We start from the raw sequence: 19,593 nt of genomic DNA on the forward strand, positions 1-19,593 counted from the left end.
GATAATTTTACCAAGTTACGATCATCATACCTTTTTCAATAAGTATAGAGATGGTAATAATCAGTGCAAGGGTAAATAATAATACCATAAATCTAAAAGAAATTTTTCTGGAAAGCATGTTTCTATACTTTTCTTCTACATAACTTCTTTTAATATGACTTTTCTTATTGATTTTCAGCGCTCGCAATTTTCTAATCATCAATGTACCCAATACTGCCAAAAAAATGCAGAACAGGATTTCTATGTAAAGATGCATAGCTTTAAATTTTAAGGCTGTATCATAGATCAGTTAATTATTAAATCTTGTCACGTTGAGCTTGTCGAAACGCTCTAAAAAGCAGTTTTTACAAGTCCTTTGATAGGCTCAGGATGACATTTTTTATTTATGATACAGCCTCGGATTTGCATTATTCTTTTAGAACGAAACCGCAATACTTGCCGTTAGCGTAGCATTTGCGTTTACCGCTGCTGCATCTCTTAAAAATACTTTATCTTTACTATCGTAAGCTTTACCTTCCAAACGAATTACTGCATTAGAAATCGGCGAATAATCAAGGTTTAATGAATATCCTTTTGTTTTAAAGCCATTCGGTGTTCCTGTTGCAATAAAGATTCCGTTTTGGTCTTCATAATATTCAAACCTTCCAGCTACAGCCCATTTAGGGGCAAATTTATATTGCAGTATGGCTACAGGAGAAATTATTTCGCTCTTATCGCTATTGCCTTTTACTTTCTGCTGTGTTCCGTAATCAAAACCAAGCGTTGCACCAAATTTATCTGTTAACTGGAAAACTCCATAAACGTTGTGATAAAATCTGTTTACTCTTACCGAGTCTACACCTTCTGTACCCAAATAATTGCTATAATTTATGGTAATTTTATCTGTTGGTTTCCAAGTTAACTGAAGTCCTCCTGCAGGTTTATCATTACCGTTTTGGCGAGTAATGCGTTGCCAGCCGTTAAGGTAAAGCGCTGTTGCGGTAAATTTACCATCTTTTGTTCCATAAGAAATTTTTGCACCTGATTCATAGTAAGGAGTATTTTCAGAAGAGATGTTTCTGGTTAAAACCCAGCAATCTTTTGATACAGCACTTTCGAAACCGATGTGCGAAGAAAAAATCCCGGCATCAATCCATAAATTTTCTGTTTTAGATAATTTTACACCTGCGTTGGCCTCAAAAATATTTTTTAACACGCCTGGCTCTGCAGTAAGGTTTGCATTTGCATAAGTACCAGCCATAACGGCTAGGTTTGCACGAATATTTCCGCTATCGTATGCAGCCTTGATAAATCCAAGGTTTAAGTTTACTTCATTTGTACGATTGTGTGAATAAATAAAACCCGGACGATTATGATCTGCTGGTTTATTGAAGTCATATCCGTAATAAGCTTCAAGATACCCTGAAACTTTAATTTTTGGTTCTTCCTGTGCTTTGGCAAAGAATCCGGTTGTAACTGCTGCGGCTAGTAATACTAGTTTTTTCATAAAAATTAGAATTGTTTTGTGTAAAGCAAAGCCAAGGAGATCCCATGCTCGTTTTTATAGGCTCCATCTGCTTTGGTATTATGTATTATTGGGTATTGTATATTATTGACCAGTGATGCTGCCTGCCGGATTGTTTTGGCAAACGCTTTGCAGGCAGCAATTAGGTCAACTCTTAAAGCTCATCGAGCGCAAGATTTAGTTTTAAAACATTAACTGATGATGGACCAAATACACCCAAAAATGGTTTAAGCGTATTCATGGCTACCAGTTCCATAACTTTTTTCTCATCAATTTTTCTTGCCTTAGCAACTCTTGCAACCTGAATAGCTGCGCCTTCTTCAGAAATATTTGGGTCAAGTCCACTTCCAGATGCAGTAACCATGTCTGCAGGAATATCTGATTTTTTAATACCTGGATTATATTTTAATAAGGTATCGATACGCGACTGCACATCTTTAAGATAATCTGGATTAGATGGGCCTTTATTTGAACCAGCTGATCCTGCTGCGTTATAGGCAACTGCAGAAGGTCTTCCCCAAAAGTATTCTGGTTTATTGAAAGACTGACCAAGCAACGCATAGCCTATAGTTTTTCCGTTTTTGGTGATTTTTTCACCGCCACCGCTTCCTTTTGACATTTTTCCAATAAAAGCTACGCTAATCGGATAAACAACGCATAACAGTACAAGTAAAACAACTGTTAAGCGAATGGATTGTATGATGTATTTTTTCATGATGTTATTTATTTAATTTTTATTACTGTCATGCTGAGTTACAAAGCATCTCTGAACTTACAAACAGTATCAGATTTACTTCTTATCACGTCGTCTTCGCTGAACTTAGAATGACAGGTTTTTTTATACAAAAAGGCCAACTAGTAAATCAATAATTTTTATGCCTATGAAAGGAGCTACAACACCACCTATACCATAGATAAACAAGTTTCTACGCAATAATGCAGTTGCTCCGATAGGTTTGTAAGCTACACCTTTTAACGCTAATGGAATCAAAATCGGAATGATTATCGCGTTGAAAATAACTGCCGACATGATTGCACTTTCCGGAGAGTGCAGGCCCATAACATTTAAGCTCTGCAATGCAGGAATCGACGCGATAAACAATGCCGGTACAATAGCGAAATACTTCGCAACATCATTCGCAATAGAAAAAGTAGTTAACGTACCGCGGGTAATTAATAATTGTTTACCAATTTCTACAATCTCAATAAGTTTGGTAGGGTCATTATCTAAATCAACCATGTTACCAGCTTCTTTTGCTGCTTGTGTACCACTATTCATTGCAACACCAACATCAGCCTGTGCTAAAGCCGGCGCATCATTCGTACCATCGCCCATCATAGCTACCAGCTTACCAAGTGCTTGTTCATCTTTAATGTAGTTCATTTTATCTTCAGGTTTTGCTTCCGCAATAAAATCATCTACACCTGCTTTCTCTGCAATATATTTAGCAGTTAAAGGGTTATCGCCAGTTACCATTACCGTTTTAACACCCATTTTTCTAAGGCGTTCAAAACGTTCGCTAATACCTGGTTTAATGATATCCTGAAGTTCGATTACCCCAAGAGCTTTCTCGTTTTCAGAGACCACTAAGGGCGTACCTCCATTAGATGCAATATTCTTTACATGATCCTGAATGTCGGACGGAAAAATATTTCCGGCTTTTTCTACAATGTTTCTGATCGAATCAAAAGCACCTTTTCTGATTCTTCTTCCCTCGGCAGTATCCAAACCACTTGAACGAGTTTCGGCTGTAAACTTAATAAAGGTTGAACCAACCGGCGTACCAGAAGATTTAAAACCTTGTTCGCCTGCAAGTTCGATAATCGATTTTCCTTCAGGAGTTTCATCAGCCAAAGAACTTAATACGCAGGCATCTGTAAAGGTTTTAACATCTACGCCTTCTGTAGGGTAAAAATTTGTTGCTTTACGGTTACCTATGGTAATGGTCCCGGTTTTATCTAATAACAATACGTCAATATCACCAGCTGTTTCTACGGCTTTACCCGATTTGGTTATCACATTTGCTCTTAAAGCCCTATCCATTCCGGCAATACCAATGGCCGATAATAAACCACCGATGGTTGTAGGGATTAAGCAAACAAAAAGAGATATTAAGGCAGCAATAGTAATAGGTGTATTTGCATAATCTGCGAATGGTTTTAATGTAACGCAAACGATTATAAATACCAGTGTAAAACTTGCAAGCAAAATTGTTAATGCAATTTCGTTCGGTGTTTTTTGACGAGATGCACCTTCTACCAAAGCGATCATTTTATCTAAAAAGCTTTCACCTGGAGCAGTACTTACCTGAACTTTAATCTCATCGGATAATACTTTTGTACCACCAGTTACTGAAGATTTATCACCTCCTGATTCACGGATTACCGGAGCAGATTCTCCTGTTATTGCCGATTCATCAATAGTTGCAATACCTTCTATAATTTCGCCATCTGTTGGGATGGTATCGCCAGTTTCACAAACAAAAACATCTCCCTTTTTTAATTGGTTAGAGGAGCGAATTTCAATCTTTCCATTATCTAAAAGTACTTTTGCAGGTGTTTCTTCCCTTGTTTTACGAAGACTATCAGCCTGTGCTTTACCTCTTGCCTCGGCAATTGCTTCAGCAAAATTTGCAAATAAAACCGTTAGCAAAAGAATTAAAAAGATGAAAAAGTTATATAAAGGCGATCCCTGTCCGGAATTACTCATCGAGTAAACCGTAACGTATGCCATTACAAGTGTTCCTATCTCTACGGTAAACATAACCGGATTACGGACCATTACCCTTGGATCAAGCTTTATAAAAGATTGTTTTAGTGCGGTCTGCACTAAGGCAGGTTCGAACAGTTTATTATTGGGTTTCATTTATATATCTATTTAAGCATTGTAAAATATTCCGCCAATGGGCCTAATGCCAAAGCAGGGAAATAAGAAAGTGCATTCAGCACAATAATAACCGCAAAGGTCATCAGTGCAAAGGTTTTAGTATCAGTTTTAAGTGTACCAGCCGATTCAGGTATGAATTTTTTAGCCCCAAGCAATCCTGCGATAGCTATTGGACCAATAATTGGAAGGAAACGACCAAGGAAAATTATAACACCTGTTAATACGTTCCAGAAAATATTGTTATCTCCAAGTCCTTCAAAACCAGAACCGTTATTTGCATTCGCTGAAGTTACCTCATATAGCATTTCCGAGAATCCATGGAAACTTGGATTGTTGAGCCAGTTTTTAGGTTGAACTGCCCAACTTGCATCGCCATAATTTGTAAAAACATAACTTGCAATGGCTGTTCCCGCTAAAATTAAAAATGGACTTAATAATGTAATAATAGCCGCTATCTTAATCTCTCTGGCTTCTACTTTGTGCCCCAAAAACTCTGGCGTTCTACCTACCATTAATCCGGAGATAAATACCGCAACAATCAGATAGATGAAATAATTTAAAAGACCTACACCACATCCTCCGTAAAAGGAATTGATCATCATTCCAAGTAATTGCCAAGTTCCCGACATAGGCATGGTACTATCGTGCATACTGTTTACAGAACCTGTAGAAATAATCGTAGTAACAGTTGACCAATAAGCTGAAGCTGCTGGCCCGAAACGCACTTCCTTTCCCTCCATTGCACCAGTAGTCTGTGAAATACCCATTTTCGCTAATGCAGGGCTACCGCCAAGTTCTGAGCTGAGCATCGGAATAAGCAACATAAATAGACCGATGGTCATTACGCCAAAAATAGTCCATCCCAATTTTTTTCTTCTGATAAAAAAGCCAAAAGCAATTACCATAGCAATCGGGATGATTACCTGAGCAATAAGCTCTACCATATTGGTAAAGTAGCTTGGATTTTCAAAAGGGTGAGCTGAATTCACACCAAAATAGCCTCCTCCATTTGTGCCGAGGTGTTTTATGGCAATCATCTGCGCTGCTGGACCGCGTGAAACGTTTACGGTATCGCCTTGCATAGATATAAATTGATCCTTTCCTTCGTAGCTTGCCGGTGTACCGTTAAAGGTTAATATCAAAGCAATTATAAATGATAGTGGCAACAATAAACGTGTAATTGCTTTTACAAAGAATTCCCAGAAGTTTCCAAGCTGAGTTGTTGTTTTATCTCTAAAAGCTTTAAATAATACAACTGCTGCTGCTATACCGGTTGCGGCACTTACAAACTGAAGAAACATCAGTACATATTGTTGAGTTAGGTAGCTTACACCACTTTCGCCAGAATAATGCTGAAGATTACAGTTGGCAACAAAACTTATAATGGTATTGAAAGCTAAATCTGGTGTCATACCAGGATTTCCGTCCGGATTGAAAGGAAGCTTATCCTGGAAAATAAGTACAAAGAAACCATAAACCAGCCAAAGCAAGTTTATGGTAAGCAGGGCTTTCATCTGTTGTTTCCAGTCCATTTGTTCTTTGACATTGATACCAGAAAGTTTGTAGATTCCGGTTTCTAGCGGTTTTAAAAAATCCGTCCAGACTTTTTCTCCTGCAAACACTTTAGCCAGGTATTTACCAAGTGGAATGGCAATTACAAGGGTGAGCAGGAATGTGGCAATAATGCCGGTTAATTCAGTGTTCATTTCTTAATTTGTTAATAGTCCCAAAAGAGAGACAGGATTAAAATTTTTCGGGTTTAATCAGCACGTAAATCATATAGATAAATACGGCGATGGCGATAATAAATAATGCTATCATAATTTTTAGATTTTTTCGAACCAGTCGATTGATTTGTAAGTAGCCCAGCAGAGCAGGATTAGAATAATAAATAATAGTATTGTCATGATCGTATGATTTTGAATGCCATTAACCAACTCTTGTACCATAAAATTAATAAATAATTTAATATATTGGTTTTCAATAGTTTATGAATATGTAAATAATTATACAGTAAAATGCTAGTAAAAAAACCCTTCCGTTTTGGAAGGGTCTTTTTCATATTGGAAAAATTAAGAAATGCCATACTCCTCTAGCTTTCTATACAAGGTTGTTAGGCCTATTCCAAGAAGCCTTGAGGTTTCTGTTTTGTTTCCGCTGGTATGTAATAATACTTTTTTGATCTGTCTACGCTCCATGGCTTCCATACTCATGCCGTTATTATCTTCTACCAGTTCGTGGAACTCGAATGGCAGCAAATCTGCTGTAATGGTATTGCTTGCAGACAAAATCACAACCCTTTCCATTACATTTTTTAACTCACGGATGTTCCCCTTCCAGGCATGACGGATTAACAGGGCGCTAAATTCCTTGTCCATTATCATTTCTGAACGATTTACTTTTGCTGTAAACTCTTCCAAATAATATTTAGCAATAGGAAGGATGTCTGCCCTCCTCTGTGAAAGCGAAGGAAGTTCTATTGAAAAAACAGAAAGCCTATAAAATAAATCTGAGCGAAAAGCACCATTTTCTGCCTCTTCTTTAAGATTTCGATTTGTAGCTGCAATAATCCTTACATTAACTTTAGTAGTTTTGGTATCCCCTATTTTGATGAAATTTTGGTTCTCAAGTACCCGCAGTAGTTTTGCCTGCAAATCGATATTCATTTCCCCGATTTCATCAAGAAAAAGCGTTCCCTCATTTGCTTCCTCCAGAAGACCTTTTTTATCCTTAGATGCTCCGGTAAAAGCACCTTCCCGGTAACCGAAGAGTTCGCTTTCCAAAAGTTCAGGATTAAAACCACTACAGTTTAATGCTACAAAGGGCTTCATCCTTCGTTGACTTTCGTAATGTATAGCCTGTGCAAATACTTCTTTTCCAGTACCCGTTTCTCCTAATAACAAAACGGTTGCATCAGTTGAGGCCACCCGCCTTGCCATTTCAATAGATTCTAAAATTGCAGGTGAATTTCCGATAACACCTTCAAAGCTGTGTTTTTTGCCAACCTTTCTCTCCAGGTCAAATACTCGCATTTGCAGGCGAACCTTGTCAACTGCCTTATAAAGCAGCGGGATGATTTTGTCGTTATCATCTCCCTTAATGATATAATCGAAAGCACCATTTCGCATCGCTCGCACACCATCGGCAATTGTACCAAAAGCCGTAAGGTTAATTACCTCTATAAATGGCTTTATTTCTTTGATTGCTAAAACCAGTTCAACACCATTTATATCGGGCAACTTCACGTCGCTTATAACTACATGAACCTCCTTCGTTTTGACAATTTTCAATCCCGCTTTTCCTGTATCAGCCTGTAATACTCTAAAGCCCTCCAGTTCAATAATTCTGGATAGGAGACCAAGTATTTTAGGCTCATCATCGATGATGAGAACAGTATTTTCCATGTTATAAATATAATTTTGGTTTTTAATTTAGCATGGCTTTGCTTTGGTACGTTTGGTTTATCCTGGATTTATATCAGGATATTTCTCAAACCTCGGCAAACTTTTATGCCGTGTGAGATCAAGCGACTCTAGAAGGCCAATATAGATGTTGATACCTTCTTCTATTTCATCGATACCGATATATTCATCTGCTGTATGTGACCTGGCAGAATTGCCTGGCCCCATCTTTACAGAGGGCATATTCAGCCATCCTTGGTCAGAGCTGGTTGGAGAAAGATAGGTTTTTCTACCCATTGAAAGTCCGGAAATAACAACTGGGTGTGTAAGATTGATAAATGATGGTTTTAACACATTTGGTCGAAGTTTAAAATAACCAGAAGTATGATTAATGATGGTATTAACAATTTCGCGTTCGTTGTAGTTATGATCAAAACGGATATCAACAGTAAAATGGCATTCTGCTGGAACAATATTGTGCTGAATACCAGCCTTGATTTCCGTAACGCTCATTTTTACCGGTTGCGGCTGATCATCCATGATGGGAAACTGAAAGGTTCTGAACCATTCAATATCTTTTAAAGCATGATATATAGCGTTATCGCCTTCTTCCCTGGCGGCGTGCCCAGAACGACCTCTGGCTACACAGTCTATAACCATTGAGCCTTTCTCGGCTATTGCCATCTGCATACCAGTTGGCTCCCCTACAATTGCAAAAGAAATCTCCTTAATATCTTCAAGGATACTTCGAATTCCAAACTCTCCTGAAGTTTCTTCTTCCGCAGTTGCTGCAAAGCATAGATTATAAGGAAGATCATCGCGGTCAAAAAAGTATAGAAAAGTTGCTGCCAGAGATACCAGTGAGCCACCTGCATCATTGCTACCCAAACCAAAAATCTTTTCATCCTCAATTGCCGGATCGAAAGGATCCCTTGTGTATTGATTGTTGGGCTTTACCGTATCGTGATGCGAATTTAAAAGGATAGTTGGTTTTGCTGGGTCTATGTATTTATTATAACACCAAACGTTATTATATTTTCTAAAAGTATTGATTCCCTTCTGGCTGAGAAAAGACTCGATTGAATCGGCAGTAAGCATTTCATCACCGCTAATTGAAGGGATAGAAATGAGGTTGGAAAGCAGTTGAAGCGATTCCTGATAAATCTGGTTGAGGTCAGTTCCCCCGGCAATTTTTTTTCTAATGTTGTTGTTCATGGTTCTGATTAGGAATTGTTTAAGAATAGGAAACCTCCTGATAGATTTCTGTGTGCTGGTAAAGCAAGGGCTGTGCCTCAATAAAATATTCGGGATCGAAAAGCATTGCTGTACACAGACAATTACATTTCTTTTTTTTTTCCAGAATATCATAATTAACGCAGCCTTTACAACCTTCCCAGAAATGTTCATCATGAGTAATCTCGGCAAAGCTTACCGGAAGGAAACCCAGTTTGGCATTCATACGCATTATTGCAGAACCCGAAGTAATGCTGAAAATTTTCGAATCAGGGTAAAGCTTTCTGGATAGTTTGAATATCCTGTTTTTAATAGACCTGGCTACTCCAGAATTTCTGAATTTAGGTGATACAATTAGGCCTGAATTAGAAACAAAACGACCCTGTTCCCAGGTTTCGAGGTAAGAAAACCCTACCCATTCACCACTACTTGTAACGGCTACTACAGCCTTACCCATCAAAATTTTTTGTTCAACAGAAGCTACTGTTCTTTTTGCAATACCAGAGCCCCTTGCAATGGCAGAACTTTCGGTCTCAGCAATAATTTCTGGTACATATTTGGTATCGCGTTCATCTGCAATACGGATAAAAATAATCTGGTTATCCATTATTTTAAAATTTCATAAGTCGGCTCTTGCAAACGTGATGCCCTAAAAAGATTACCTGTGCCAAATACCGTTTTACATAACCCCCAGCGGTAAATTTTTCAACACTTGAGTTCAGTAATAATTAAATACCCTACCAAAATGGAAGGCTTAATTTCATTTTGGAGAGTAATCACTCTTACCCTCCACAATAAGTTATAGTTACTTGAAATAAAAGTGGCGCAATTAATTGAATCAATCTATACAGAGAGTCCGAATGCTTACTATTTTAATTTACCGTGGTTTAAGTATCACTAAACTCAATTTCTTTGGCATGTGAATGGCTTAAGTGCAGAAAACAATCTTATGCTAACCGTAGAAAAAATTGGCGGAACATCAATGTCCGCCCTTAAAGATGTTATTGACAACATTATATTTTACCAAAAAACAGGAGAAGATCTTTATAACAGGGTTTTTGTTGTTTCGGCCTTTGCAGGTGTGACCGATATACTGCTGGAGAACAAAAAAACAGGAGCTCCGGGTATATACCATAAAATCAGTAAAAATCAGGATTTCAAGGTTCAAATGCAGTTCCTTGTTTCTGAACTTAAAACCATTAATCTGAAATATGCAGCGCTAGGCCTTGATCTTCAGGCAGCTGATTTTTTTGTAGAAAAGCATGTAAAAAAAGCTCTCGAATATCTCGAAGACTTAGTAAACATCCTTTCGTCCGGCTATGTAAGCAAGAGTGGAATTTTGCTTGCAGCAAGAGAAATTCTGGCATCTATAGGAGAAAGTCATTCGGCATTTGTGCTTAGCGACATATTAGAGCACCGCGGGCTTAGTGTTCAGCGGATAGATTTGGGTGGATTTGATGACCACGCATCGCTAACTATTGATCAGCGTATTAAAAAAGCATTTAAAGAAGTACCGCTTGCAAGAACGATTTGTATAGTTACCGGCTACACAAAAGGTACAGAGGGAATTATGCGAGCATTTGACAGAGGTTATTCGGAGGTAACCTTCAGTAAGATTGCAGAGATTCTTCGCCCGGATGAGGTGATAATCCATAAGGAATATCATCTTTCAACCGCAGACCCTGCCATTGTTGGAAAAGAAAACTGCAGTCCTGTTGGTTTCACCAATTATGATATAGCCGATCAATTAGCCGATGTAGGAATGGAAGCTATCCATCCCTCGGCCTCTAAACCACTGGAGATGAAAGGAATTTCCCTTCGTATCAAAAATACTTTTGACCCGGCTCACGAAGGAACATTGATTACCAAATCCTATTTATGTGAGCGGAAGAGAATTGAGATGATAACAGGGACACAAGAACTCCTTTTAATTGATGTATATGATGCACTAATGGTAGGTAGCGTAGGAAGTGATTTAAAGGCCATGCAAATCTTTGCCCACCATAACATTTCATATACTTTTAAAACAACAAGCGCAAATAGTATTTCCATCTTGATTTGGGAAAAAGACTTCAAAAAAAGCCTTATTAGTGATTTGCAGCGAGAATTTGAAAAAGTGATGTATGAGAAAGTAGCTATAGTTTGCCTGCTCGGCTCTAATATTGATCAGCCAGGTTTACTTGCAAAAAGTGCTTCTGCATTAACTAAAAGTGGGATTAATATCAAAAGTGCAGGATTTGCCTTGCGAAAGGTAAACATACAGTTTATATTAGACCGAGAAGATTACCGACCTGCAATAATAGCATTGAATAAAGCCATGCAATAAAATTAATAGCATGTATTTTGGTTAAAATAAATCTTCTTATTATTATTCAGCTATTATAAAATATCTTTGTGTATTAATATATAATTTGTTGTAAACAAATCTATTTCAAATACGAAATCAGGTAATATGAAGAATGGGTTTATAAGCGTAACACTTATGATTACCCTTTTTTTTCTGGTTGTGAAGGTTTGTATAAAGAGAAAAAAATCCCAAAGGATCTTATAAATAGCTTTTAAAAAATATCAACAAATTTTGATTCATTGAGAGAAATTGCAAAAAAAGGAGAACGCAAACAGGCACGCTAGGTTACCTCGGGAGCTTGCATTTGTAGCATTAATATGCTTAAGGTTGAATCAGATATAGTTAAATAGTGTAGAAGAGGCTGTCTCATAAATACGAACGTGATCCTGAGCCTGTCGAAGGACTTGCAAAAACTGCCTTTTAAGGCGTTTCGACAAGCTCAACGTGACAAGATTCAAAGATAAATTGATTTATTAGACAGCCTCTTGTTACTACTATAATTTTATTCTATTATTTACTTTTAGCATCTAAGGCATCATCAATTCTACTTGCTAAATCTTCTAAATGGTATTTGCTTAAACCTGTGGCTGTATTTGCACTGGTTTTAATCATTGTATCCAATTCTTTCAATTCGCCTTTAACTACCGAAAGTACATCGCTCTGTGAAGCTGTTATGCCACTTGGAGTAGCACCACCTCTACCGCCACCTGCTAATATAGCATTTACTGCTGTTGGAGCCGGAGCTGGTTTAACAATAGAAATCAGTTTATCAACATACATTTTTTGAAGATTTCTTCTGTAAACATCAATTGCCAGATTTGATTTTAATTCTGTAAAAATTGATGCATTTAAATCAGTAAACAAATCGGTTATTTTATATGCACTTGCACCGTCAGCCGCTTCAGCAGAAATTAATTTCGTCAATGTACTTGTTCCCAGCAATCTGTTAATAGTTGTATTTTGTAATCTGCCAACAACTTCTAAACCATCCTGATCTATATTATCCAAAATAGGTTTATTAATCATCCACATTGGTGTTTTAAATAATTGAACATCTAAGAAATTCATTGCTTCTTTTTGTGTCGCAGCTGGCGTACGTTCATAAACTGAACCTGCTTGCTCAACTGTTTTTGGGTTTTCATATACACCACCAATGTTTTTAGCCACATGCCCCATGTAACGACCAAACTGCGTGGTTAACTGACCATACATATTTGATAAGTTATCATAACCATCAGCTGGCTCTTTTGTCCATACAGGTAAATTTGTTAAAATAACTTTTAGGTTCTTAATTCCGTATGTACTGGCTTTCATTGCATTATCCGATAAATCTTCATTTTGCGAATGCGGATCATCAGGATTAGTTTCAGTACCGAACCATAATCTACGGTTCTTAGCCGATTCGATTGTCATTTTGTTTAGAATCGGAACCTCTTGCTGCGCATTTTTTGTTTCAGGGAAATATTTATAACCCCACTCAATAGCCCATTTGTCATAATCGCCAATACGAGGATATAAACCTTTTGCAGAAATATTATCTTCTGGCTGCGCAACGTAGTTAAAGCGGGCATAATCCATAATTGATGGTGTGTGTCCGTTTGCTTCTACCCATTTTTTATCTCTCAACATTTCTGTTGGAACAGTTGAACTCGAACCATAGTTGTGACGTAAGCCCAAAGTATGACCAACTTCATGCGATGAAACGAAACGGATTAAATCACCCATTAATTCATCACTGAAAGTCATTTTACGAGCCCTTGGATCAACGGCAGCGGTTTGAATCATATACCAATCGTGTACCAGTTTTTGAACATTGTGGAACCAGTTGATGTGACTTTCCATAATCTCGCCACTGCGTGGATCTGAAATACTTGGTCCGCTAGCGTTTGCAATTTCTGATGGTTTGTACACAATCGCCGAATGACGGGCATCATCAATACTCCAGGTAGAATCTTGTTTATAACTTGGAGCTTCTTTTGCCATGATTGCATTTTTGAAACCCGCTTTTTCGAAGGCTTTAGCCCAATCATCAACACCTGCTTTTAAATAAGGAATCCATTTTTTAGGTGTAGCGGGGTCGATATAAAAAATAATAGGCTTAGTAGGTTCAACCAATTCGCCACGTTTATATTTAGCTAAATCTTGTGGTTTTGGCTCTAATCTCCATCGTTTAATTAGTTCGATTTCTTTAACGCCTTGAGGATTTAAATCGAAATCGGTGTAACCAACTGCAAAATACCCAACCCTTTGGTCGAAGTAGCGGGCTTTCATTGGCACTTTTGGAAGAATAACCAATGATGTATTTAATTCTACTGTTGATGAACCTGCTGATGCACCGCCTCCAATTCCTGCAGGGGCAGCACCACCAAAAGGTGAAGGTGCAGCAGTTAGGCTGTAAGTTTTAACCGTACTAATTTCAACGTTAGTAGGAAAACTTCTTAAGCTTTGAATATAACTTCTATCAGAAAGTTGAGCACCTAATCTGAAACGGGTTTTAGCCGCAGGCGAACTGAAATAGAAAATATCATTGTCGCTGTTTAAATATTCAGTAACATCAATTACACTACCTTTTTTATCTGTAGTGTAAGCAGCAATATTAAAAGAAGCCGCAATTGCCTGTATGTTTGAATTTTTTAAAGATTGATACATTGAGGTTGTACTATCGGGACCATAAGTTCTGTAACTTATTTTACGCATAAAAATACGGTTGTTTGGTCCTTTTTCGAAACGGATAACAGAGCTACCAATTTGGTCGCCTGCATAGCCTTGTGCTGCCCTAACTTCGGCACCTGATTTAGAAATACGACTTACCACTAAAATATCTCTTCCTAAAGTAGAATCTGCAATTTCGAAGAAAAACTTATCTTCTAATTTATGCGTGGTTATCATCCCCTTTCTGGTAGATGTTTTGCTAGTAATAACCTGATCATAAGGTTTTGGTTGAGCCCGAACTCCTGAGCCTAAGGCTGCGCCTGCTGCTCTTCTTGTTGTATCACCAGGTATAGCTCCTCCTTGCCTTACCTGTGCCTGAGCAAATGTAATGGCAGAAACAGCAAATAAAATGCTGAGTAAATTTTTTTTCATAACAAATTAGTTGATTTGAAGGTAAATATATGGCAGTAACCATCATTTGATATGATTTACCTAATAACTTTTAAGTTACAATGTCATTATTTGTTAGTTTTTACACAAAAAAAGATTTTATAGCGAAAATTCAGGATTTTCTATAAATCCGATAACATTTCCAAAGGGATCAAAAATACTTCCAACCCAAATTGGTCCACCAACATTATTAGGATGCTCATGAATTTCAACTTCCAACTCAGTAAAGCCTTCAAAAGTTTTTTTAATATCTTTAACGCCCCAATAAGTAATTGAATGATTACCGTTACTAAAACTAGAATCATCGGGATTTAAGCCTAACTCGTAACCACCAACATTATAGCCAACATAATAATCTTCATCAAAATATGGCTCAATTTCTAATATTTTTTTATACCATTCTTTCGCGGCTTCTAAATCGCCAACATAATAAACGATGGTTCTTAATCCTTTTAGCATAGTTTTTAGGTGTTAAGGTTTTAGGGCGATGTTGAAAATTGATTATTGGATATTGACAACTTGTCAATGTATTATCTTAAAAATGAGTTCTTTATATAGCTGTCCATCATCAACATTCCCACTACTATCTAATCCTTTGCTTTTTAAATCATATTCACGCAGCAAACTAATTACCTGAAAAACTTTTCCTGTATTATAATTTTTTGCTGCAACCTCGTAATCCTTAATAAAAAATGGAGGAACGCCTAAAGCAGAAGCAGCATCAGCCTTATTAGGTATATAATGGTATTTTAAAAGCTTAGTAAAATAGCCGCCCAAATTTGCAAGAACCATTACCATAGGATTTGCCTTAGGATTATTTGCGAAATAATCTATAATTTGATTACACTTTAAAACGTTACGAACAGCTAATGCTTTTTGCAATTCAAAAACGTTATATTCTTTACTAATACCAATATTTTTTTGAACTAAATCTGTATTGATGATAACTTCTTTAGGTACATTTAGCATCAATTTTTCAATTTCATTGGCAATTTTTGAAAGGTCGGTTCCTAAATATTCTGCCATTAAGGCTGATGCCTGCTGGTCGATTTTATAGCCTTTTTCTTTTATAAAATCTTCAATCCATGGAACAAGTTTATAATCGCGAACCAAATCAGATTGAAAAATTAAACCGCTTTTGCTTATCGCTTTGTATATCTTTTTTCTTTTATCAAAATTGGCGTATTTAAATGCTAAAACAAGTATTGTACTTGGTAATGGTTTTTCGAAATAGTTAATTACGAATTCAGCTTCTTTACTATTACCTTCTTCTTTTGCCCACTTTAAATCTTGCGCCTCCTTTACAATCACAACCTGATAGTCAGACATCATTGGGTATCGCTTTGCGGCACCTAAAACTGTAGCCATATCAGTATCTTTTCCATAGAGAATTGTTTGATTAAAGCCCTTTTCAGCATCGCTCAATAATTTATCTTCAATGTAATCCGTTACTTGATCGATATAATAGGCTTCCTCACCATGAAGTAAATAAACAGGCTTAAATTTACGGGCTTTTATATCTTTAATAATTTCGGCAGCAGTCATTGCCGTAAAATTACAATTTAGCTTTTAGGATTCAGGTAAATGTTTATAAACAATATTAACTTTGACTGTGCTCATAATTGATAAATTGTTTTGTTACTAAATTGTTAACGGCAACCTGCCCATTAAAAACTGCCAACTGAAAATGTTTAACCCTACTCCGCTTAATCTTCCACCTTACCCATTTAAAATTACCCAAAAGGATGATTTGGTTTTCATTTTTGATGAATTGAGGAAAAAACACTTGGTATTAACGCCCGAAGAATGGGTTCGCCAACATTTTATTCAGAATCTTATTTTAGAAAAGAGTTTTCCTAAAACTTTAATTCAGATTGAAGGTGGCTTGGTATTAAATCAATTGCAAAAACGAAGTGATATTTTAGTTTATAACACGGCTGGCGAAAAACTAATGCTTATTGAATGTAAAGCTCCAAAAATAAAAATTACACAATCTGTTTTCGATCAGGCATCACGATATAATTCAATCCATCAGGCTAAGTGGATAGTGCTAACCAATGGGTTACAGCATGTTTATGCCAAAATGGACTTAAAAAAAGGCAGCTTCGATTTTATTCAAGAGTTGCCTAATTATAGCTTTCTTTAGTTACTTCAGGTTTTTAATTTTAATGGTTCTGAAATCTACTTTATTGCCATGGTCTTGAAGCAGAATATGTCCTTTTGGTGCTTCGCCGAAGTCTTTCCAATCTTTATATTTGCTTATGGAAACCAGTTTTTTAAACTCTTCCGAACCACGAACATATTCCAATACTTTTACCCCATTTAAATAATGTTCAACTTTATTATTTGGATAAACTACCAAACGGGCATTGTTCCAGCTACCAATTGGGCGAAGATAACGAGGCTCTTTTTTAGCGGTAATTAAATCATATAGAGAACCTAAAGTTCTATTTCCATCTCTTCCTAATTTTGCGTCCGGATGTAGTTCATCATCTAAAACTTGGTATTCCAAGCCAATTGCCGAGCCTGTATTTTTTTCGCTCAAGGTAACGAAGTATTTTACACCACTATTTGCGCCCGGAGTAAGTTTAAACTCAAACGACATATCAAAAGCCGAAAACTCTTCTTTAGTTACAATATCACCACCGTTTGTAGATTCTGCTCCTCCAGATGGCTCAACACTAATTATCCCATCGGCAATTTTCCACCCTTTTGCTGGGAAAGAAGTTTTGTAAGCACCAATCCAGCCCATATTACTTTTTCCATCGAAAAGCAATTTGTAACCATTCGATTTTTCGTAGGCAGATAAATCATTTGGTGTTAAATTAACTGCATAAATTCCTTTCGGGAAAGGCTTAGATTTTAAGTTTTCAGTTTGAATATTGATGTTTTTGAAATAGACCTTTTTTCCATCATTTTCCAGAATATTACCAATTCCATGAACTTGCAATCCAATAAAACCTGATTTATCCAAGGTATCGATAACATAAGAAACAGAAGTTCCATTTACCCATGTTTTCAGTTCATTACCAATACATTCTATTCTGTAGTGGTTAAATTCATTCTTTTTATATAAAGATTTTGCAGATGGGTTTAATTCAAGCGGATAAAGCCATAATCTTCTGGCTTCATCATAAACACCACCCGTCCAGGCTCTAGGCGTAGGATCTATTTCTACTTGGCGGCCGAAAACCAAACCTTTTCCGTTATTTCCCTCTGGTTTAATGTGGCTTCGGGTTTGAATGCCAGAGTTTGTGCTTTCGCCCTCTAATTTTACATCCAATTCTAAGATAAAATCTCCATATTCTTTTTCAGTAATCAGGAATGAATTTGGCGTTCCTTTAGTCATGGTTCCGATAATCATTCCATCTTCTACCTTATATGGAGCGGCACCTGCAACAGCTTTCCAGCCGGTTAGTGTTTTACCATCGAAAAGTGGTTTGGCCTTTTGTGCAGCAGCAGATAAACTAATTAAGGAAAGAGCAAGAATACTGTATTTTTTGATGTTTAACATGATAGGATTTGTTTGCTTAACCACCTTAAACACTTAAGAACATCTTAGCTGTTTTACTAACTTGAGTTTTCTAAGGTGTCTTAGGTGGTGATAAACTAATTAATATTTAAATACTTTTCCGTTTGCTATTACTTCTTGTTTGCTTTCATCAAAAACTGCTTTTGCTCCAGTTCGAACTGCAGCATTTGTCATAATGTTAGCAATTGAATGAGAATAACCAGCTTCAACCGGACCATTTGGTGTTTTACGACTCCTAATACATTCCATCCAGTTTCGCATGTGGCCAGAAGTTAATAAGTCGCCGCCCATATTCGCACCTGTTGCAGCTTTGATCTCCGATTTACTTAAATCGAACTCTGGTAAAAGATTGGCTTTTAAACCCATTGCAGCAGCTTCTTTTTCCTTCAATCCACCCTTCGGAGAAACTTTATTTGTTATCAGATTTAATTCTCCACCATTAGAATAGTAAACTTCACCTACATCGCCAACACTATTTTGCATTCTTGAAGTAAAAGTAACCTGGAATCCATCTTCAGAATTTGGCTGACCATAATCAAAAACAGCAACCATTGAATCCCAATTTCTACGACCATCTTTCCAGGTGTAAATACCACCATTTGCTACTACACTTCTTGGATGTTTTAAGTTGGTAAACCAATGAACGGTATCAATTTGATGCGACATCCACTGACCAGGCATACCTGAAGAATATGGCCAGAATAAACGATATTCTAAATATTTCCGAGGGTCAAAAGCTTCAGACGGGCGATTTAATAAAAATCTTTTCCAATCAATATCATCTTCTTTAAGTTTTGCAACCAAATCCGGTCTGCGCCAGCGTCCCGGCTGGTTAACATTCCAAACTAAATCTACTGCTGTGATTGGCCCGAATTTTCCATCTTGGATGTATTTAGCCGCGTTTGCATAATTTTCTCCACTCCTACGCTGTGAACCAATCTGTACAATTCTATCGGTAGCTTTAACTGCTTTTAATGCAGCTTTTGCATCGTCCATGGTTTCGGCAAATGGCTTTTCAACATAAGCATCGCAATTGGCTTTTACAGCTTCGATAGTATGTAAAGCATGTTGAAAATCGGCTGTGCTGATGATTACCGCATCTAAATCTTTCATAGTATAAAGCTCATCGTTATTTCTGCAAGCCTTAATATCGTGACCGAATTTTTCTTTCAGATGAGCAATTCCTAAATCTCTACGGTAATTCCATAAATCGGAGAGCCCAACAATATCAAAATTTAATTCTTTGTTATGATTTAAGAAAGATGGCAAAAGTGTATCTTTAAAACGGTCAGAAAATCCGACAACACCAACTCGAACACGATCGTTTGCACCGATGATTCGTCCGTAACTTTTAGCGCTCATGCCCATTGTACCTGCGTAAGTAGCCGCAGCAAAAACAGCCGATTGCTTAATAAATTTTCTTCTGGAATTTTCCATCGAATAAATAGGTTTAGATTTGGTTTAGAGAAGCTCACAACATTAAACGTTTTACAACCGCTTAACAGCTTCCAAAATAGGAGTTTAAGTTGATAGATTGATGATGGCTTGGTAACAATTTAGAAACGGTTGTAATTGACTCTAGTAATG

The 19,593-nt window shown here is 37.0% G+C and carries 16 protein-coding genes; 2 read left to right on the forward strand and 14 right to left on the reverse strand.

Features of this window, described 5'->3' with window-relative positions; genetic code table 11:
• Nucleotides 1-7: 7 nt before the first annotated feature.
• From IEV50_RS07790 to IEV50_RS07830, 9 genes are all read right to left on the reverse strand, one after another.
• A complete protein-coding gene (locus IEV50_RS07790; RefSeq protein ID WP_188412719.1) occupies nt 8-256 on the reverse strand; it encodes a hypothetical protein in 249 nt (82 codons plus the stop codon).
• Nucleotides 257-415: 159 nt separating this feature from the next.
• Nucleotides 416-1,486 (reverse strand): porin, encoded by a 1,071-nt coding sequence (locus tag IEV50_RS07795; RefSeq protein WP_188412721.1) that lies wholly within the window; start codon nt 1,484-1,486, stop codon nt 416-418.
• Nucleotides 1,487-1,658: 172 nt separating this feature from the next.
• A complete protein-coding gene (locus IEV50_RS07800; protein ID WP_188412723.1) occupies nt 1,659-2,219 on the reverse strand; it encodes a K(+)-transporting ATPase subunit C in 561 nt (186 codons plus the stop codon).
• 123 nt (nt 2,220-2,342) lie between these two features.
• Nucleotides 2,343-4,370 carry a potassium-transporting ATPase subunit KdpB gene (gene kdpB, locus IEV50_RS07805; RefSeq protein ID WP_188412725.1) on the reverse strand — a complete coding sequence of 676 codons (2,028 nt, stop codon included), beginning with the start codon at nt 4,368-4,370 and terminating at the stop codon, nt 2,343-2,345.
• Nucleotides 4,371-4,378: 8 nt separating this feature from the next.
• The gene (gene kdpA, locus IEV50_RS07810) at nt 4,379-6,097 is read right to left on the reverse strand and encodes a potassium-transporting ATPase subunit KdpA (protein ID WP_188412727.1); all 1,719 of its coding nucleotides are present in this window, start codon (nt 6,095-6,097) and stop codon (nt 4,379-4,381) included.
• Between the two features lie 37 nt (nt 6,098-6,134).
• Entirely contained in the window at nt 6,135-6,212 is a 78-nt protein-coding gene (locus tag IEV50_RS07815; RefSeq protein ID WP_082035969.1) for a potassium-transporting ATPase subunit F, read from the reverse strand.
• 251 nt (nt 6,213-6,463) lie between these two features.
• Nucleotides 6,464-7,795 carry a sigma-54-dependent transcriptional regulator gene (locus IEV50_RS07820; protein WP_188412729.1) on the reverse strand — a complete coding sequence of 444 codons (1,332 nt, stop codon included), beginning with the start codon at nt 7,793-7,795 and terminating at the stop codon, nt 6,464-6,466.
• 57 nt (nt 7,796-7,852) lie between these two features.
• Nucleotides 7,853-9,007: a M20/M25/M40 family metallo-hydrolase gene (locus IEV50_RS07825; protein ID WP_188412731.1), complete on the reverse strand. Its 1,155-nt coding sequence runs from the start codon at nt 9,005-9,007 to the stop codon at nt 7,853-7,855.
• A 19-nt stretch (nt 9,008-9,026) separates the two neighbouring features.
• On the reverse strand, nt 9,027-9,632 hold the full coding sequence (locus IEV50_RS07830; RefSeq protein ID WP_188412733.1) for a GNAT family N-acetyltransferase: 606 nt from the start codon (nt 9,630-9,632) through the stop codon (nt 9,027-9,029).
• Nucleotides 9,633-9,974: 342 nt separating this feature from the next.
• On the opposite strand from IEV50_RS07830, the gene IEV50_RS07835 reads away from it, so the two are divergent.
• A complete protein-coding gene (locus IEV50_RS07835; RefSeq protein WP_188412735.1) occupies nt 9,975-11,351 on the forward strand; it encodes an aspartate kinase in 1,377 nt (458 codons plus the stop codon).
• Between the two features lie 531 nt (nt 11,352-11,882).
• On the opposite strand, the gene IEV50_RS07840 is transcribed toward IEV50_RS07835, so the two are convergent.
• The 3 genes from IEV50_RS07840 to holA form a co-directional block, all read right to left on the reverse strand.
• Nucleotides 11,883-14,456, reverse strand: a complete 2,574-nt coding sequence (locus tag IEV50_RS07840; RefSeq protein ID WP_188412737.1) for a zinc-dependent metalloprotease — start codon at nt 14,454-14,456, stop codon at nt 11,883-11,885.
• Nucleotides 14,457-14,573: 117 nt separating this feature from the next.
• A complete protein-coding gene (locus tag IEV50_RS07845; RefSeq protein WP_188412739.1) occupies nt 14,574-14,933 on the reverse strand; it encodes a VOC family protein in 360 nt (119 codons plus the stop codon).
• A 63-nt stretch (nt 14,934-14,996) separates the two neighbouring features.
• Complete coding sequence (holA, locus tag IEV50_RS07850; RefSeq protein ID WP_188412740.1) at nt 14,997-16,019, reverse strand: DNA polymerase III subunit delta; 1,023 nt, start codon at nt 16,017-16,019, stop codon at nt 14,997-14,999.
• A 142-nt stretch (nt 16,020-16,161) separates the two neighbouring features.
• Here holA and IEV50_RS07855 point away from each other — a divergent pair, with 142 nt between their 5' ends.
• Entirely contained in the window at nt 16,162-16,620 is a 459-nt protein-coding gene (locus IEV50_RS07855) for a type I restriction enzyme HsdR N-terminal domain-containing protein (RefSeq protein WP_188412741.1), read from the forward strand.
• On the opposite strand, the gene IEV50_RS07860 is transcribed toward IEV50_RS07855, so the two are convergent.
• A complete protein-coding gene (locus IEV50_RS07860; RefSeq protein ID WP_188412743.1) occupies nt 16,621-17,988 on the reverse strand; it encodes a 3-keto-disaccharide hydrolase in 1,368 nt (455 codons plus the stop codon).
• A 99-nt stretch (nt 17,989-18,087) separates the two neighbouring features.
• Nucleotides 18,088-19,443 carry a Gfo/Idh/MocA family protein gene (locus IEV50_RS07865; RefSeq protein WP_188412745.1) on the reverse strand — a complete coding sequence of 452 codons (1,356 nt, stop codon included), beginning with the start codon at nt 19,441-19,443 and terminating at the stop codon, nt 18,088-18,090.
• Between the last annotated feature and the right edge of the window lie 150 nt (nt 19,444-19,593).

This window comes from Pedobacter mendelii, from assembly GCF_014635725.1.
Lineage (GTDB): Bacteria > Bacteroidota > Bacteroidia > Sphingobacteriales > Sphingobacteriaceae > Pedobacter > Pedobacter mendelii.

What these genes read in the sequence shown, in the direction of transcription:
- IEV50_RS07865 (WP_188412745.1), bottom strand. Translation starts at nt 19,443, where the DNA reads ATGGAAAATTCCAGAAGAAAATTTATTAAGCAATCGGCTGTTTTTGCT.
- IEV50_RS07825 (WP_188412731.1), bottom strand. Translation starts at nt 9,007, where the DNA reads ATGAACAACAACATTAGAAAAAAAATTGCCGGGGGAACTGACCTCAAC.
- IEV50_RS07855 (WP_188412741.1), top strand. Translation starts at nt 16,162, where the DNA reads ATGTTTAACCCTACTCCGCTTAATCTTCCACCTTACCCATTTAAAATT.
- IEV50_RS07860 (WP_188412743.1), bottom strand. Translation starts at nt 17,988, where the DNA reads ATGTTAAACATCAAAAAATACAGTATTCTTGCTCTTTCCTTAATTAGT.
- holA (WP_188412740.1), bottom strand. Translation starts at nt 16,019, where the DNA reads ATGACTGCTGCCGAAATTATTAAAGATATAAAAGCCCGTAAATTTAAG.
- IEV50_RS07815 (WP_082035969.1), bottom strand. Translation starts at nt 6,212, where the DNA reads ATGATAGCATTATTTATTATCGCCATCGCCGTATTTATCTATATGATT.
- IEV50_RS07820 (WP_188412729.1), bottom strand. Translation starts at nt 7,795, where the DNA reads ATGGAAAATACTGTTCTCATCATCGATGATGAGCCTAAAATACTTGGT.
- IEV50_RS07835 (WP_188412735.1), top strand. Translation starts at nt 9,975, where the DNA reads ATGCTAACCGTAGAAAAAATTGGCGGAACATCAATGTCCGCCCTTAAA.
- kdpB (WP_188412725.1), bottom strand. Translation starts at nt 4,370, where the DNA reads ATGAAACCCAATAATAAACTGTTCGAACCTGCCTTAGTGCAGACCGCA.
- IEV50_RS07830 (WP_188412733.1), bottom strand. Translation starts at nt 9,632, where the DNA reads ATGGATAACCAGATTATTTTTATCCGTATTGCAGATGAACGCGATACC.
- IEV50_RS07800 (WP_188412723.1), bottom strand. Translation starts at nt 2,219, where the DNA reads ATGAAAAAATACATCATACAATCCATTCGCTTAACAGTTGTTTTACTT.
- kdpA (WP_188412727.1), bottom strand. Translation starts at nt 6,097, where the DNA reads ATGAACACTGAATTAACCGGCATTATTGCCACATTCCTGCTCACCCTT.
- IEV50_RS07840 (WP_188412737.1), bottom strand. Translation starts at nt 14,456, where the DNA reads ATGAAAAAAAATTTACTCAGCATTTTATTTGCTGTTTCTGCCATTACA.
- IEV50_RS07795 (WP_188412721.1), bottom strand. Translation starts at nt 1,486, where the DNA reads ATGAAAAAACTAGTATTACTAGCCGCAGCAGTTACAACCGGATTCTTT.
- IEV50_RS07790 (WP_188412719.1), bottom strand. Translation starts at nt 256, where the DNA reads ATGCATCTTTACATAGAAATCCTGTTCTGCATTTTTTTGGCAGTATTG.
- IEV50_RS07845 (WP_188412739.1), bottom strand. Translation starts at nt 14,933, where the DNA reads ATGCTAAAAGGATTAAGAACCATCGTTTATTATGTTGGCGATTTAGAA.